Source organism: Limnohabitans sp., from assembly GCF_046052825.1.
Lineage (GTDB): Bacteria > Pseudomonadota > Gammaproteobacteria > Burkholderiales > Burkholderiaceae_C > Limnohabitans.
The window spans coordinates 1-16,680 of the sequence record NZ_JAVLFP010000018.1; the positions used below are offsets into that span (position 1 = coordinate 1).

10 protein-coding genes are annotated in these 16,680 nt (G+C 57.6%); 2 read left to right on the forward strand and 8 right to left on the reverse strand.

Translation table 11 applies throughout. The features are described from left to right. From ACKWJN_RS02380 to ACKWJN_RS02400, 5 genes are all read right to left on the reverse strand, one after another. Positions 1-3,584: Ig-like domain-containing protein (locus ACKWJN_RS02380; protein ID WP_408594168.1), on the reverse strand; the 3,584-nt coding region annotated here is incomplete at its 3' end. 159 nt (positions 3,585-3,743) lie between these two features. Then, positions 3,744-4,955 (reverse strand): HlyD family type I secretion periplasmic adaptor subunit, encoded by a 1,212-nt coding sequence (locus ACKWJN_RS02385; RefSeq protein ID WP_408594170.1) that lies wholly within the window; start codon positions 4,953-4,955, stop codon positions 3,744-3,746. Then, positions 4,952-7,129 (reverse strand): type I secretion system permease/ATPase, encoded by a 2,178-nt coding sequence (locus ACKWJN_RS02390; protein ID WP_408594172.1) that lies wholly within the window; start codon positions 7,127-7,129, stop codon positions 4,952-4,954. Before ACKWJN_RS02390 ends, ACKWJN_RS02385 begins: the two co-directional genes overlap by 4 nt. Next, positions 7,122-8,399 (reverse strand): TolC family protein, encoded by a 1,278-nt coding sequence (locus ACKWJN_RS02395; RefSeq protein WP_408594174.1) that lies wholly within the window; start codon positions 8,397-8,399, stop codon positions 7,122-7,124. Before ACKWJN_RS02395 ends, ACKWJN_RS02390 begins: the two co-directional genes overlap by 8 nt. Positions 8,400-8,452: 53 nt before the next feature. After that, a complete protein-coding gene (locus ACKWJN_RS02400) occupies positions 8,453-9,805 on the reverse strand; it encodes a carbohydrate porin (RefSeq protein ID WP_408594176.1) in 1,353 nt (450 codons plus the stop codon). A gap of 110 nt (positions 9,806-9,915) precedes the next feature. Between ACKWJN_RS02400 and ppx the strand changes: the two genes are divergently transcribed. Next, the gene (gene ppx / locus ACKWJN_RS02405) at positions 9,916-11,409 is read left to right on the forward strand and encodes an exopolyphosphatase (protein ID WP_408594177.1); all 1,494 of its coding nucleotides are present in this window, start codon (positions 9,916-9,918) and stop codon (positions 11,407-11,409) included. Between the two features lie 77 nt (positions 11,410-11,486). Continuing rightward, a complete protein-coding gene (locus ACKWJN_RS02410; protein WP_408594179.1) occupies positions 11,487-11,903 on the forward strand; it encodes a hypothetical protein in 417 nt (138 codons plus the stop codon). Positions 11,904-11,987: 84 nt separating this feature from the next. Here the strand turns inward: ACKWJN_RS02410 and ACKWJN_RS02415 are convergent, their stop codons facing one another. From ACKWJN_RS02415 to ppk1, 3 genes are all read right to left on the reverse strand, one after another. After that, positions 11,988-13,907: a PhoX family protein gene (locus ACKWJN_RS02415; RefSeq protein WP_408594181.1), complete on the reverse strand. Its 1,920-nt coding sequence runs from the start codon at positions 13,905-13,907 to the stop codon at positions 11,988-11,990. Positions 13,908-14,012: 105 nt separating this feature from the next. After that, positions 14,013-14,513, reverse strand: a complete 501-nt coding sequence (locus tag ACKWJN_RS02420; protein ID WP_408594182.1) for a SixA phosphatase family protein — start codon at positions 14,511-14,513, stop codon at positions 14,013-14,015. 10 nt (positions 14,514-14,523) lie between these two features. Further along, the gene (gene ppk1, locus ACKWJN_RS02425; protein ID WP_408594184.1) at positions 14,524-16,626 is read right to left on the reverse strand and encodes a polyphosphate kinase 1; all 2,103 of its coding nucleotides are present in this window, start codon (positions 16,624-16,626) and stop codon (positions 14,524-14,526) included. Between the last annotated feature and the right edge of the window lie 54 nt (positions 16,627-16,680).

Sequence of the window (16,680 nt, forward strand, 5' to 3'; positions counted from 1 at the left end):
GGGTTGTTGGTGATGCCGTCGTCCGCCAGCAAACCGGTGTCGTTCTCGCTGTCGTGCACCAAGCCGCCCGTCAGATCGGTGGCCGAAGGCGCCGTGGCATCCACGGTGAACGCCTCGCCTGCAAAAGGTTCCCTGGCGTTGCCCGCCAAGTCGGTCACGGTGATCAAAGGCGTGTACTCACCATCGTCCAAGCCGTCGGCGGTGATGCTCCAGTTGCCGTCTCCGTCGGCCTGTGTTTCAAAGGTGTAGTCGCCCAGTGCCACGCTCACCATGGCCAAGGCTTCGCTGGTGGTTCCTTGCAGAGTGGGCGCGGTGTTGTTGGTCAAACCATCTTCTGTACTCAAACCCGTGTCGTTGACCTCATCGTGCACCAAAGCCCCAAAGGCCTCGGTGGGTGCCGTCGTGTCCACCGTGAACATCGTGCCTTCGATCGCGTCGCTCACGTTGCCTGCGGCGTCGATGATGGTGATCAAAGGGGTGTAGTCGCCATCGGTCAGGCCGGTGACTGGGACACTCCAATGGCCTGTGTCATCGGCAGGTTCAGATTTGAAAAAGATGTCCGGGTTGCTCTCAAACGACACATAGACCACGGCACCTGGCTCGGAGGTGCCTTCCAACGTGAGGTCGGTGGCGTTGGTGATGCTGTCATCGGCCGATGCGCCCGTGTCGTTGGTGTCGTCGTGAACCAGCTGGGCTGAGTTGAGGTCAGGATTGGCATCGTCAAACACCGGCGCTTCGCGGTCGATGACCAAGGTGGGGCCGGTCTCACGCAGGGTGTTGCCTGCGGTGTCGATCAACAAAATTTTGGGAATGTAGGTGTGGGTTTCACCTTCTGCCCCCAAGGCGTGGGTGACTTGGACCGACCACTCGCCATCGACCACTTGGGTGATGTAGGTGCGGCCGTCCAGTTTGACCAGCACCGTCACATCCACACCGTCCACGGCGTCGACCGTGCCAGAGAGTTTGGGGAACGGAAACATGGTGATGCCGTCTTCCGACGACACGCCGGTGTCGGTGCTCCAAGTGATGGTTTCACCGAGCGCCGCATACTGGTCTTCCACCCCGGTGGGGTCGAAATCCGCGTTGTCGTAGAAGTTGATGAAGTAGCCATCTGCTGTCGGGTCTTCGGCCACCATCATGGGCGCGCCGGGGTCGGTCAAAGCCGCGACGGTGAAGGACTCCCCGGTGAATTCATCGCTCACGTTGCCCGCCAAGTCGGTGACGGTGACGGTTGGTGCGTAAACCTCGGGGGGCAAGGCACCCAGGCTGACTTGCCAATGGCCAGAGCCATCCGCCGTGGTGGTGTAGGTCACCTCGTTGACCGTGACGGAAACGCCAAATCCGGCGCTGGTCTGGCCTTCCACGCTGGGGGTCAGTCCGTTGGTGATGTTGTCTTCAGGGTCAATGCCGCTGTCGCTGGCGCTGCTGTGGACCAGGTGGGCCGTCAGGTCGGTGGTGTCCGGTGCTGTGTTGAGGACGGTGATTTTGTGCAAGGCACCCGTGGTGGTGTTGCCCGCCACATCGGTGAGGGTCACGCTGGAGGTGTAGTCGCCGCTGCTTTGCATCAGGCTGGCAGCCACCTGCACCTGCCAATGGCCTGTGTGGTCGGCGGTGATGATTTGATGTTGGACCAGGGGTGCGCCGTTGGGGTCATTCAACGAAAAATCAACCTTGGCATCTGCCTCGGTCTGCCCGTTGATCTGCACCTTGGAAATGCCGTGGGTGTTGAGGACATAGTCGCTGGGGTTGGGGTCGGTGACGTCAGGGGTGCCCACGGGGCTGACCACAAACGCCGGGTCGACCTGAACAGCTGTGTCGAGCGTGAAGACCAAGCTGGGGGTGGTGTTCTCCAAACCCAGTTCAGGGTAGACGGTGCGGATGGTCAGGGCGTGTTGACCTTGCGCCACATTCAAGTTGACCAAGCCGCTGTTGGGAACGGTCAAGTCTTGGTAGGCGGCGCCGTCCAAGCTGTATTGAAGCTTGGGCGTGAAGGTGGTGGTGCCAACCGTGATGACCGGGTAGGTGAAGTGGGTGAGTTGAACCGATGCGTTTTGAGTGATGCCGTCTGCCACGCCGGAGTCGACCGACAAGGCCGCTCCAACAGGGGCAAGCGTCTGGTTGACCCAGGTGAAGGTGAATGGCGCAGACACCGTGTCGGGTGCGTCTTTTTGTCTGGCCAGCAAGCTGACGTTGTTGACGGTTTGGCTGGCGTCCAGCTGAAAGTCTTTGGCCAGTTGCCAAGTGCTGCCACCGTCTTTGGAGATTTGGAGGGCGGTGCCAAAGTTGGCTGAGTTGAGCCCCTTGAAGACCAGGCTTTTGTCGGTGGTGATTTTGTCGCCTGCAGTGCCAGTGTCGTTGGCGAGTTGCACGATGGGAATGGCTGCAGCCACTTGCTTGGCACTGACGGCGGCCAGAGAGGTCGCGTCCTTGAGGGTGGCGTTGGCCGCTTGGATGCCAGCGGCTTGGGTGGCGTCGCCCCCGTTGGCGGTGAGCAAGGTGGCGAGGGTGTCGACGTTTTTGGCTTTGTCAAAAAAGCTTTGCGGACTTGGCAGCTGAATGGCTGTTTGCAATTGGGTTGCAAATTGGGTGAACAAGCCCGATTTGTTGGCCACTTGACTGGCCATGTTGTTGAGCACCGTGCCGGCTTGCATCAGGGACAGGGCCACGCTGGCGTTGACCCCAGGGTCGGTGGGGTCGGTGTTGCTCAATTTGGTGCCGGTGGGCAAACCCAATGAACTGACGATGGTGGCATTGGCAGCGGACAAGGTGCTGCCCGAGGCCACCAAGGCGGTGACCAACGTGGTGACAGGCGTGATGACGCTGGCGGTGGTCAAGCCGCCTTCGAAAGACATTTTCATGTCCACGGTGTTGGGCAAGCCGTTGTCGTTGACACCGCCTTTGGCGATCAAGGTACCTGCATCGGTTTTGAGTTTGCTCAAAACGGTGGCGTCGGTGGTGGTGATTTTGAGTGCGCCCTTGGCTTCGGTGACGCCAATTTCAACTTCTGTGCTGGTGCCGGCAAAGACCACATAGACCTTGGCGCCCACCACGGGCCCGTCAATGACTTTGATGCCAGCTAAGCTGACCCCTGACACGCCACCGCCGCCGCCGCCGCCACCCGCGCCGAGGGCCAGTGCCGCACCCAACCACAAGGGGTTGAAGCCCAAGGCAGAGCTCATGGTGGAAGGGGTATCTAAGGTGGTACCCCAGTTGATTTTGGGTGTTTCTGTGTTGGCGGGTGTTGATGCGGTGTTGTCGGCCAGCACGGCCAAGGTGACGGCTTGGGGCAACTCAGGCACAGCCTGGATGGCCAACACGGCCTCTTTGCCAAAGGCCGCTGCGAGGGCTTCGGTTTGATCTGCCGCGGTTTTGTCGGTGTCAGCTTTGTCAGAGGCTGCTTTTTCTAAGGCTTTGTCGATGGCTTCTTTTTTAGCGTCGATTTCTTGTGCAGCCAGCGCATCGGCTTGCGGCTGGGTCTTGGCTGAAGCCCGCTTGGACAGGGGGTTTGAACCCGGCTTTTTGAGCGCTTTGTCTTTGTCTTGCAGTGGGTTTGAAGCGGCGTTGACAGCGGGTGTAAGGCTCATGATCTGGCTCAAAAAAGTGATTTTTTAAATAAATAAATCGAAAAAATCGAATTTATTATTTTTGTCACTTGAGCTTAGGGTTTCACTGTTTCAGTTTCGTGACTTCAGGATGTCCTTTGTGTGTAAATTCGGTGTAACAGCCAATGCAGCCAAGGAGGATCAGCGCTCGCCCAGGGCCTGGCTGAAGGTTTTGCTGATGGGCTTGGTGAAGTACTGCATGACGGTGCGCTGGCCTGTTTTGATTTCGATGGTGGCGGTCATGCCTGGTTGGATTTCGAGGTTTTCATCGGGCCGTCCGCTGAACTGGCGGCCGGTGGTTCGCACTTGTGCACGGTAATAGGGCAGCTCGCCTTGGCGCAGGTCTTCGCTGAGGGTGTCGGCGCTGATGTAGGTCAGTTTGCCGGAGAGCTGGCCGTAGATGGTGTAGTCGTACGCATCGATCTTGACGGACACGTCTTGGCCAATTTTGAGAAAGCCAATGTCAGCGGGTGAGATTTTGGCTTGGACGATGAGGTCGTCTTCCAGCGGCACGATTTGCATGACTTCGTCACCGGGACGGATGACGCCGCCCAAGGTGGTGATGCGCACGTTTTTCACAACACCGTTGACAGGAGCACGCAGGTCGTTGAGCTCGAGCTGGCTTTTGCGTTGGGCCATGTTTTGTTGAACACCGGCCAAGTCTTCTTGGGCTTTGCTCAATTCTGCTTGGGCATCTTGGAAATACTTGTTGCGTTTGTTGGTGACTTGCGATTTGAGCTCAGCCACCTGGCGCTGCAAGCGCAAGATGTCGGTGACGCTGACGTCGCCGCTTTTGAGCAGGGGCTGCGTCATGTTGAGTTCTTTTTGTACCAACTCGATCATGCCGTCCAAGGCTTGGATGTCTTCGGTGATGGCGGCTTGGCGCTTGTTGAAGAGGACGGTCTGGCTTTGCCTGAACTCGGGATAGGCCTTGAGTTCGGGCGGAAACGTCAGCGGCGAGCCGATGACTTCGGCTTGCAAACGCGCCACGGTGGCGGCCAAGCCCGCGGCTTTGGCACGGGACTCGAGGTAGTTGGTTTCAAAGCGGACTTTGTCGAACTTGAGCAGCACCTGTCCGGCTTTGACACTGTCGCCCTCTTTGACCAGCATTTCAATGATGGTGCCCCCATCTTGCGATTGAATGACTTGGGTTTTAGAGCTGGCGATGACCGCGCCTGGGGCGCGGGTGATTTGGTCAAGGCTGGCCCAGTTGGCCCACAGCACAGCGATGAGCAAGGTGAAAAAGGTGATCCACACGATCAGGCGCAAGCCACCCATGTGCTGGGGCGAGGCGGAGGTGAGGCCAGGCTGGAGGGGCTTGGTGTCGTGCTTGAACAGCCAGAACAGATTCATGAGGTGACCTCGGCTTGGGCAGCGGGAAGGGCATCCGCTTGCGAGGCGGCACTGGGGCGCAAGCGAGCCAAGACTTGGTCACGCGGACCGTCTAACACGACACGGCCTTTGTCGAGCACGATGATGCGGTTGACGTGAGCCAGCAACGCCGGTTTGTGGGTGACCACCACCAACAGCGATTCGGTTGGCAGTTCGTTGAACAGGTGGTGCATCACACTGTGTTCGAGTTGGGCGTCCATGGACGCGGTGGGTTCGTCAAGCAACATGATGCGCGGTTGCAGCAGCAGCATGCGGGTCAGACCGACCAATTGACGCTGGCCGCCAGACAAACCGCCCCCGCCTTCTGAAATTTCGAGCTCCAAGCCTTTGGGGTGAACTTGGATGACCTGGTTCAAGCCGGTCATGCTGGCGGCACGCAAGATTTGGCTGTCGCTGGGGGTGGGCATGCCCAGGGTGAGGTTGTCGCGCAAGGTGCCTTGAAACAAACGCACGTCTTGCGGCAGGTAGCCCAGGTGTTCGCGCACAAACTCAGGCGCGAGTTGGGTGACGTCAACGTTGTCTAGATAAACACTGCCGGTGCTGGGTTTGTACAAGCCAGAGAGTATTTTGATGAGGGTGGATTTGCCCGAACCCACGGCGCCCAAGATGGCCACGCGTTCACCCTTGGCAAAGGACATGGCAGGCACTTCTAAGATGGCACGTGCATCGCTGTAGGCGAAACCGACTTTGTCCAGACGCACCTGGCCTTGACAGCTTTGGGGCACCACCAAGCGGGTGTCCGGATCGCGGTCGCTGGGCATGGCCATGATGCCGTCGAGCCCTTTCAGGGCAATTTGGGCATGCTTCCATTGCACGATCAAGCCGGGGAACTGCGCCAAGGGCGACAGGGCGCGGCCCGAGATGATGGTGCAGGCGATGAGCCCGCCCATGGTGAGGTCGCCCAAGGTGATGACGTAGGCCCCCATGGTGACCATGCCCACATAGGTGATTTGCTGCATGACTTGGGTGATGTTGGTCGACAGGGTCGACAGGGCACGCATGTGCAGCTCACCTTGGGCAATGGTGGCGGTGAGGTGCCGCCAGCGGTCCAGTTGTTTCCACTCGCCATTGGCAGCCTTGATGGATTCGATGCCGTCGATGGCCTCGATGAGCAAGCCATTTTTGCGGTTGGATTCGGCCATGTGCATGGCGGTGTATTTTTCAATCGGTTTGCGAAAGGACAAACCCACCACGATGGCCAAGGGAACCATGACCAAGGGCACCAGGGCCACTTGCCATGAAATCAAGCCGATGATGACCACGAACAAGAGGGCAAATGGCGCATCGGCCAGGATGAACAAGGTGGACGAGGTGAGGAAGTTGCGCACCGATTCGAAGTGCCTGATTTGCGAAGCAAAAGTCCCGACGGTGCGCGGGCGGGCGTCCATGCGGATGTCGAGGGCTTTGCCAAAGAAGACGGCGGAGAGTTCTTGGTCGATGGCTTTGCAAGCCCGGTCGACCATGTGGGCGCGCACTTGCTTGATGAGCAACTCGAGCGCAATGGAGATCAACACCCCCACGGTGAGGACGAACAAGGTGGAGTAGCCCTTGCTGGGCACCACGCGGTCGTACACCTGCATCGAGTACATGGCGGCCAACAGGCCGATGAAGTTGACGATGAAGGTGGCAAACACCGCATCCACAAAGGAGGATCTGTAACGGCTGAGGGCGAAGACAAACCATTCGCCTGCGGTGCGGGGGCCGGGTTCTTGTTCGGTGTCGAGGGTGGAGGACACATGCAGCGCCAAGATGCTGCCTTGCTCCAGCGCCATGAGGCTGAGCTCAGCGACCTGGCCTAAGTGGTCTTCGCTGGAGCAGCCACCGTGGCTGAGTTTGCTGCGCAGCATCAAGACTTGGGTGCCGTCTTGCGACACCCAGACCAGCGGAAATTGGCCTTTGCTGAGTTGCGCAACAGGCACTTCGCTGACGACGGCAGAGGGGAAATGCATGCGCCACAGTTCCATGGCACGAAGGGGTCGGCTGAGTGACGCAAAGTCCAAGCCGTCGGCGGTTTTGTCAACCATGCCGAAACGGTAGGCCGCAACGGAGTGGCCCTGCAATGCAGCCAGTCGCGACAGCAAGGTGGCAAGTTCGGGGTCTTGCAAGTAACTGTCAGGCTGGGCGGTGTCAGTCATGGAGTGCGGTGAGTTGTTGTGCGCTGAGGTCGCCCGACAGAATCATCAATCGGACTTGGGCCATCTGGAGTCCGTATCGGATGTCCGCATGGTTGTAGAGTGCCTGGGTTTTTTCACGCTGGGCGTTGAGCACATCGAGCCAGTTTTTGCGGCCCAATTGGTATTGGCGCAAGTAGGATTCGACGACTTCGGTGGTGCCTGACAACAACTCTTTGGCGGGGTCGAGTTGCGCTTGCATGGCGTCGAGCTCGGCCAAGGCTGCGCTGACTTGGTTGGTGAGGCTGAGTTGCAGGGTTTCAAGTTCTTGTTGAGCTGCGGCTTTGCGTGACACCGCGGCTTGGATGCCCGAGCGCGCACTCAAGCCGGCACCCGTTTGGTATTGCAAGCTGAGGTAGGACTGGTTGCGGTCCACGGTGATGGGCACATCGCCCGCCCAGGTGTGCTGGATGCCTGCCACGAGAGTGGGATAAATTTGCGCTTGGCTCAACTCAATTTGCGACTCAGCGCTGTCAATTTGCGACAGCAAACGTTGACGTTGACCTGAATACGCCAAAGCGCGTTCGACCATGTCCCCGTCTGAGACGGGACGGATGAAGGAGATGCCCGCCGGGGCTTTGAGCGCACCGCTGAGGGGCTGGGTCCATTGCGCCAAGGTGGACATGGCGGCATCGCGTTGTTTTTTGATTTGAATGCGCTCGCTGACCGCTTGCTGCAAGCGTGCTTTGGCCAGGGTGGTGTCGGCAGGAGGACTGATTTCGGCCAGGGTTCGGCGTTCAATCAGGGCGACCAATCGCTCGTGCTCTTGCACGTTGAGGGCCGCATGCACCAAGCGCTGTTCCAAACGCAAGGCCTCGAAAAAAGCGGTGGACGCTTGCGTCAGTGCGGTCACTTGCGCTTCATGAACAGCAGCTTGGGCCACGCGTAGGTTGGACTCGGACAAACCAATGCGTGAAGAAATCTTGCCCCCTGTCCATACCGGTTGCTCGACCTTGGCCAGGTTTTGCGACAAGTAGGTTTTGGTTCGGACTTCAAAGCTGCCGGTGGGGAAACGTCCCCATTGCGCGGCGTCAAGGTCAAAGCCTGCGGCTTGGGCTTGGCTGCGGGCTTGTAACACGCTGGGGTGGTTTTGGACCGAAATGTCGAGCAACTCTTTGAGCGTCAAATCCGCCGAGTGAGCGGGCGACACTGAACCGCCCAAGCTGAAAGCAAGGGCAAGGCACATGCGCCAACTGCGCAAAGTGTTCAGGTCAAAGGGGGTCGTTGTTTTCATGGTCGAAGGTAAGCCAACAATTTCACGGGGACAGTTTCTTCACTCACGCAGGATCAGAACTCGGCGTGAAAGCGCGCCGCGTAGACGTTGATCGGACCACGGTCTGCGTTGTAGGCGGGGTTTTGTATGCGCTGGTAATCGGCAGTCAACCACGTGCCACGGGTCAAGCCAAAGCTGTAAAACGCTTCCACAATGGTTTCGGGTTTGTAGTGGATCAAAGGCTGACCATCGCCAATGAAGTAGGAGGTGCCGCCGGCAGCCAAAAACCGACGCCGGTCATGGGACAAGGTGTTTTGCAAGTAGGCCACGCCCACGGCATCTTCTTGGCGACCCCACAAGCCTCCTTTGAACACCAAGCCAGTGGACAAAGATCCATCGACCTCGGTGAAGGCATGGGTCTCGGTGCGACCATCGGCCTTCATCACGCGCAAGAAATAACCGACACCCGATTGGAGGCTCTGCTCGATGTTGGCACCAAGGCCATATTTGATTTTTTCGCTTTTGCGGCTTTCCACCAAAGCCACCGGGTCGCTGTAGCTGCCTGAGTGTTGCAGTTGCCATTGGGTGGCGTCGTTGAAGCTGGCCAGCACCGCACGGTTGCGCCAAGCCAGTACGCGCCATTTGCCAGGCTGGCCGCCCAGCATGTGGGCATGCTCGATCTCGACTTGATCGCCATAGTGACGCGCCAGGGCAAAGTCTGTCGGCAATGCGTTGGGTGTGGTGGGGCCGGTCATGCGGCCCAAACGCAGCACCCAGTCGTCTTGGTACCACTCTCCCGCCAAACCCCAACCAAAGCCACGCGCATCGGCGGCATAGTCGTAGGCGGCGTAGGTCCAGTTGCCCCAGTTCATGAACTGGGTGCGTGGGTCTTTGGCGTAGGCGTTGTCGTCAAACACGTCGAGGGTGGAGAAATTGCCCGCAGTGAGTACAAACCGTTTTTTGCTGACCAAGCCTGCGAGTTGGTTGAAGTCGGGTTCTACCGCCTCTTGTTCGCCGCCACGGTTCCAGGTTTGGCGCAGAAACAAACGCTGCTTGTAGACCTTGGGGTCGCTGCCCCCGGCCCGGGTGATCTCACCATTGGTGAAGCCACCCAGCCCGACCAATGCGCCTGAAAACGGTACGCCAGCCGCGATTTCAGGGTTGAAATACAACTCGCCGTCTTGCCAAGGCCGAAAGCCCCAGTGCGCTGTCGCACTGAAGGTGTACATTTTTTCTGCGTGGGGTTGGATGCTGTTGGCACCGCTGTAGCCGGCGTTGAAAGCGCCGTGGCGTTGCCAGTTGTAGGTGACTTGGTAACGAGCCGTTTGCTCTTCGGTCTCGGTGGCTGCGGGAGCATCCGCCCAGCACGCGCCGAAGGTTGCGCAACAGGCAAGCCATGCAGCAAAAGGCAGAAAGGGAAAGCGCATCGGCAGATTGTAGGTAGGTGATATTGACTAGCCGTTGTGCCAGTGTAAGTTGCGCGCATGACAGTTTTGAGACACGAATGTGTCATGAAAATGACCTAGCATCTCTGGCTATGAACCACGGCACACTTCTCGCAGCCATTGACCTGGGATCGAACAGCTTTCGGCTTGAAATTGGCCGCTACGACCACGGCCAAATTGAGCGCATCGAATACCTCAAAGAAACCGTTCGCCAGGGCAATGGCCTGGACGAAGAGCGCAACCTGTCACAAGACGCCATGCAACGGGGTTGGGATTGTTTGGCACGCTTTGCCGAACGTTTGTCGGGCTTTAAGAAGTCGCAAGTGCGCGCAGTCGCGACACAAACTTTGCGCGAAGCCAAGAACCGAGATGTATTTCTGAAGCGGGGTTGCGAGATTTTGGGCTTTCCCATCGAAGTGATTGCCGGGACCGAAGAGGCGCGCTTGATTTACCAAGGTGTGTCGCACCTGCTGCCGCACAGCCCAGAAAAACGGTTGGTGATCGACATCGGCGGGCGCTCCACCGAGATCATTCTGGGCACGGGCACAGAAGCCACGGAAACCGCCTCGTTTCGCGTGGGCAGCGTGGCGTGGTCGATGAAATACTTTCCCACAGGCGAATTCACAGAGCAGACCTTTTACCGCGCAGAAATTGCGGCACAAGCGGTGCTGGAAGAAGCACTGACGCAATACCCGCGTGAGGCCTGGAGCGCCGCTTACGGTGCGTCTGGCACGGTCGGGGCGGTCGCCGATATCTTGCAAACCGCGGGCTGGCCCGAGGGTGAAATCAGCGCGCAAGGCTTGAACTGGTTGGTCAAATGTTTGTTGCGTGCAGGCCATGCCGATCGGGTTCGGCTGGATGGGTTGAAAGAAGACCGGCGCGCTGTGATTGGTGGTGGCGTGAGTGTGTTGCGGGCCTTGATGGAACTGCTCAAAATTGACCGCATGTTTGTGGCCCAAGGTGCGCTGCGCCATGGCGTGCTGTTTGACATGGTGGAACGTGAAGACGATGCACCCGACGCGCGCGACGTGTCGGTGCAGCGTCTGGCGCAGAAGTTTTCTGTCGATGCCTTGCAAAGTCAGCGCGTGCGCGAAGTGTCGAGCCTCTTGTTCAAGCAATTGACCCCCACAGCGGGCGAAGGCACTGCGCAGGCCATGCGCAAGCTCAGTTGGGCGGCCACCCTGCATGAGGTGGGCATTGCCATTTCACACAGCGATTACCACAAGCATGGCGCCTACATTTTGGACAATGCCGACATGCTGGGATTCAGCATGCCCGAGCTGCATCGTTTGGGCCTGCTGGTGTTGGGACAGCGCGGCAAACTCAAGAAACTTGAGAGCGATTTTGAATCCGACAGTTTTGCCAAACTGCTGTTGTCGCTGAGGCTGGCGATCATCTTGTGCCATGCGCGTTTGGCCCCCGACTTGCAAGGGCTGAGTTTGAGTTGCCATGAAGGCAAACGCACTTTCAGCCTGGGTGCGAGCCGGGCCTGGGCAGACAAACATCCGCAATCGACGCACCTGTTGCGGCAAGAATCCACCTCTTGGCAAAAGACACCTTGGACATTTGATTTCGTGACAGCTTGACGAACTTTTGATGACGATAAAAAAAGGGTAAACGGTTTATACTGTTTACCCTTTTATTCATTTCTCAAGGAGATTTCATGGCCACCACCAAAACCCCGGTTCGCAAAACTGTTGCCTCATCTGCTGCTGCCCCAGCGACCAAAAAAGTGACGGTTAAAAAAGCAACGCCGCGTCAAACCACTCAACCTGTGGTGAGCAAAAAAGTGGTGGTGGCCAAGAAGCCTGCGGTTGCGCCTCAAGCGGCCAAGCCTGTCAAACCCGCCAAAGTGAAAAAGCCAAAAATGGTGCGCGACAGCTTCACCATGCCAAAAGACGAATACCTGGTGATCGACACCCTGAAGGTGCGCGGTGGCAAATTGGGTCAAGCCGTGAAAAAGAGCGAGTTGCTGCGCGCTGGCATCAAAGCATTGGCGGCCATGAGCGACATTCAGTTCAAAGCTGCGTTGAGCAATGTGCCAACCATCAAGACCGGTCGTCCCACGCACGCGAAATAACTGAGGGATGCAAAAAAGCCCGATCACCTCATCGGTGATCGGGCTTTTTCATGCGTGTTGAAAACTCAGCAGATGCTGAGTGGCTTAGCCAATCTTAGGCAAGCCCGTGATGTAACCCACGGCAGCTTTGTTGTTGTTGCCCCAGTTCGCTTTGACAGCGGCTTTCAAAGCATCTTGTCCTGGGGTGATGAAAGTCCAGTCGCCCGGGTGCTGAAAGCCTGACATGACGTAAGAAAAGCCGTTCAAATTGTCAATCGGGTTCAAGCACACGCACTCTGCACCAGCTGGCACAGACAAAATACGAGACAAAGACTTGCTGTCAACGTTGTAGGCCCAGACATAGTTGTTCAAATGCGCGCCAGAGTCTTCGCCGATGAACAAGGTACGCATGGCTTCCGAGTACTTGACGTTGTCGGTATTGGCAATTTTGTCAACCACTGCGGTGTTGCCGTTGGCATCGACTGTGATGTCAGCGCCCAACAAAGCGGTAGGAACAGACATGCTCTTGGGCACCCAATCGCTGCCGATGGTGGCGTCGGTCCCCAACACCGCTTCATAGGTTCCACCTGCCTTGATGGCCGTCAACTTGATGATGTCGCTGACATACCCGTTGGCCGTCATGGTGTCCTTGATAGCCGACATGGCAAAGTAAGCTTTTTTGTCTTTGACGTTGACCGTCACACCTTCAAGTTTGGTGAACTCCATGGTGGCGCCTTTGAAGGCCGCATAACGCTCGGTCTCCAAAAAGGCGGCCGCTTTCTCCATGCCGGTGTTGATTTTGATCCACTGTTGGCCGGCACCATAGTTGATCTTGGTGAAGGTGGCATCCACGGGATCTGCCGTTCTGACGGTCATGATGTCTGTGGCTTTGAGGGTGTTGGCCAGCGCCTCAATTTCAATGCTGGTGGCACTGCCCAGACTGATCCATGCGATGGTGAAAGCACCACCGTCGGTGGCACCAGCGGCACTGGTTTGCGTCAATTGCGCGGCATACAAAGTACCCGAAGACAAAACACCCGCCACGTCGGCAATGAACATGAACATGCCGCCCGAGGTGGCATCGTCGCCCATCAGCACGGTGCGGTTGTCTGGCATGACCTGAACCAATTCGCGCGACAAACGGCCCAAGCAATAGTGTTTTTTGATCGTTCCTGTGCCGTCCGCATGCACGGTGACTTCGGGCACATGACCGTAGTGGTAAGGCTTGGCTGCGGTGGTGCTGCCAAAGGTGTTGGTGCTGAAGGTTTGGAACTGCGTCAGGGTTGAGCCCGCCGTGTTGTTGTCAACCAGCCAAGCGTCAGGTGGGTACTCTTCGCTGGACAGGTGGGTGTTCCAAGGAGAAATGCTGGCTGCGCAGGTGATCCACAGGCCATGGACATCCGCTGTAGGCACGTTGTAGTAATACTTGGTGCTCAGCTCACCCGTGCTGGTGTTTTGTTGCAAGGTGGCAATGCCTATCGGCGAAGGCAGCAAACCGTACATGCTGGTGCCCGCATTGTTGTAGCTCTTGTATTCAAACTGCGTGACCAGGAACAAGGTGTTGCCGGTGATACCTGACACGGTGGGGCTGGCGAGTTTGATGAGGGATGTGCCGTCTGGACAGTCCGAGTAAAACTGAGAAGCGGTGGATGTCGAGCGGTCAATGATGGGGGTGACGCCATCGGGGTAGTAGTAACCGCCGGCAATGACAGCATCGCCAGACGGCGTGGTCAAACTGTCGCCTGTTTTGTACAGCGCTTTGTAGCCCAAAGCCTGCGCGAGTTTTTTGCTGCCATCGGTGTAGGTGATGTCCACGGTGGCACTGGTGAACACGGTGGCTTGGTCTGCCACCGCACTGGGGGACGCCATGCCGTTGAAAGCGATCGATGCAACGGTGGAAGAGGATGATCCCCCACCGCTGCCGCAGGCAGTCAGGGCCAGCAACGAAGAGCCACTCAAGGCGAAAGGTGCGGCACCCAAGACGCCCATGAATTTTCTACGGGTGTGTACGACGGAATTTGACATGCGGTAATTGCTCCAGAGGTTGAATACATTCAAACGGCTTACGAATAAGCTCTGGAGAATTACAAAGTGCGGGGATGTCACCCCGATGAAGGTTTTATTTCAAACTCAAGACCGGTCGTCCCACGCACGCGAAATAAGATCTGGGCTGGCCACCGTCATCAAGACCGTTTGGAGCTGCCCTTCTCGCAGGCGAGCGCGCAGCCACCAGACCGAGCCCTTGCGCACGGGACAGATGGCATCATTCATGCCGATCAGCCGAGAGACGATTTCGCCCAAGTAAGGCTGGTGGCCCACGACCAACACAGTGCCCTTGGCTTGGGGGCCTGTCTCGGGGTGCCACTTGACCAATCCCAGCACATCGTCTGGGCTGCTCTCGGGCACCAGCTCATCGCGCAGTTTGTATTTGCGCCCCAGTGCCTGAGCCGTTTGCTCGGTTCGCCTGGCAGGACTGACCAACACACGGGTGCTGTCAGGCAAATGGCGGTCTAGCCAAACGGCCATGCGAGCTGCCTGTCGCTCGCCCTTGGGGGTGAGTTGACGCGACAAATCATCACTCCCCTCCTCAGCCACCTCTGCTTCTGCGTGACGCCACAAGATCAAATCCATGGGGGCCTCCTTAGGGTTTGGTGTTGTAAACAGCCATCAATGCGCTCTGCGCACTTTGCAAAGGTTTGGGCTTGAGTGCGCGTGAGCGCGCAGGTGCCACACGCGTGTAGTGTCCGTCTGAGTTGAGAATCCAAGCGTCCACGTTGTCTTTGAGAGACGACATCAAGCACTCATCCACGATGCGTCGACGCAAGGCGGGGTCTTCCACCGGCCACGCCAGTTCCACTCGGCGCAACATGTTGCGGTTCATCCAGTCGGCGCTGGACAAATACAAAGATTCGGATTGGCCTTTGAGGAAATAAAACACCCGTGAGTGCTCTAAGAAACGTCCAATGATGGAGCGCACACGGATGTTCTCGCTCAAGCCTGGGCGTTGCGCGGGCAACATGCAGGCACCACGCACGATCAAGTCGATGGACACACCCGCTTGGCCCGCGCGCAACAGCGCTTCCATGAGCCTTTCATCGGTGAGTGTGTTCATCTTCAACACAATGCGGCAGGTCATGCCACCTGAGGCGGCTTGTGCGGTTTTGTCTACCAAATCCATCAGGTTGCGCTGCAAATTGAACGGTGCCAACCACAGCTTGTTCAAGCGCGGGATCTTGCTTTGGTTGGCCAGCAAGCTGAACACGTTTTCGATGTCTTGGGTGAGTTTGGGCTCGGCCGTGAGATGGCTCACGTCGGTGTAAAGCTTGGCCGTGCGTGGGTTGTAGTTGCCGGTCGACAAGTGGGCATAGCGGCGAATGCTGCGCCCCTCACGGCGTGACACCAACAGCATCTTGGCATGGGTTTTCAAGCCCACCACGCCGTACACCACCTGCGCGCCGATGTACTCCAGCTTTTCAGCCCAATTGATGTTGGCCTCTTCGTCAAAACGCGCTTTGAGCTCCACCACCACCGTGACTTCTTTGCCACGTTGCACCGCTTCGCGCAGCAACTCCATCAAGGAGGAATCTGCGCCGGTTCGGTAAATGGTTTGCTTGATGGCCAGCACTTGGGGGTCGCGCACGGCTTCACGCAAAAAGGCCAAAACACCATCAAAGCTCTCAAAGGGCTGGTGAATCAACACGTCCCCGATTTGCAGTCGTTCAAAGATGGAGCTGACCGTGGACAGTTGGTGCGGGTAACTGGCGTGGTAGCTGGGAAACAGCAAGGCGGGGCTGTCGACCAGGTCAATCAGTTGGTTCAAGCGCACCAAGTTGACAGGCCCATGCACCCGATACAAAGCAGAGACCGGCAGCTCAAACTGTTGCAGCAAAAAGTCAGACAAGTATTCAGAACAACCCGACGACACCTCTAAGCGAACCGCTTGCCCGTAGTTGCGATGCACCAAACCTTGGCGCAAGGCGGTGCGCAGATTTTTCACATCCTCTTCGTCTACCGCCAAGTCCGAATGGCGTGTGACGCGGAACTGCGAGAACTGCCCCACGACGCGACCAGGAAACAAGTCGGCCAAATGGGCACGAATGACACTGGAGATGGAGACAAACAACATGCGCTTACCAGACAGTTTGTCGGGCAAACGAATCAAGCGCGGCAAGCTGCGAGGTACTTTGACGATGGCAATTTCGTTGTCGCGTCCAAAGGCATCGCTGCCTGAAAGGTGCACGATGAAGTTGAGCGACTTGTTGGCCACTTGCGGAAACGGGTGCGCCGGATCTAAGCCCACGGGCAACAGCAAAGGGCGCACTTCGCGTTCAAAAAATGTTTTGACCCAGCGGTGCTGCACCAAGGTGCGTTCACCGAACGACAGGATGCGTATGCCTTCTTTGGCAAATGCCGGCAACAACACGTCGTTGTACAGGGCGTATTGCTCGTCCACCAATTCATGCGCCAGCTTGCTCAAGGATTGCTGGGCTTGGGCACCAGCGGCATCGGGTGCGGCTTTGGGGTTGGCCATGCTGTGGTGCAAGGCGGCACGCACCTCGAAAAACTCATCCAAATTGGATGACACGATGCACAAATACCGCAAGCGCTCAAGCAAGGGCACTTCTGGGCGCTTGGCCCAATCCAGCACACGGGCATTGAAAGCGAGCAGGCTCAGGTCACGGTCAAGCCACACAGGAGTTGCGTCGTGTGAATTGTTGTTTTTTGGAGAAATTGAAGGTGGCATACAGGGTGTGAAGTGTATGCGGCTAGTGTTTCCACAGGTTATGACAAATCTGTG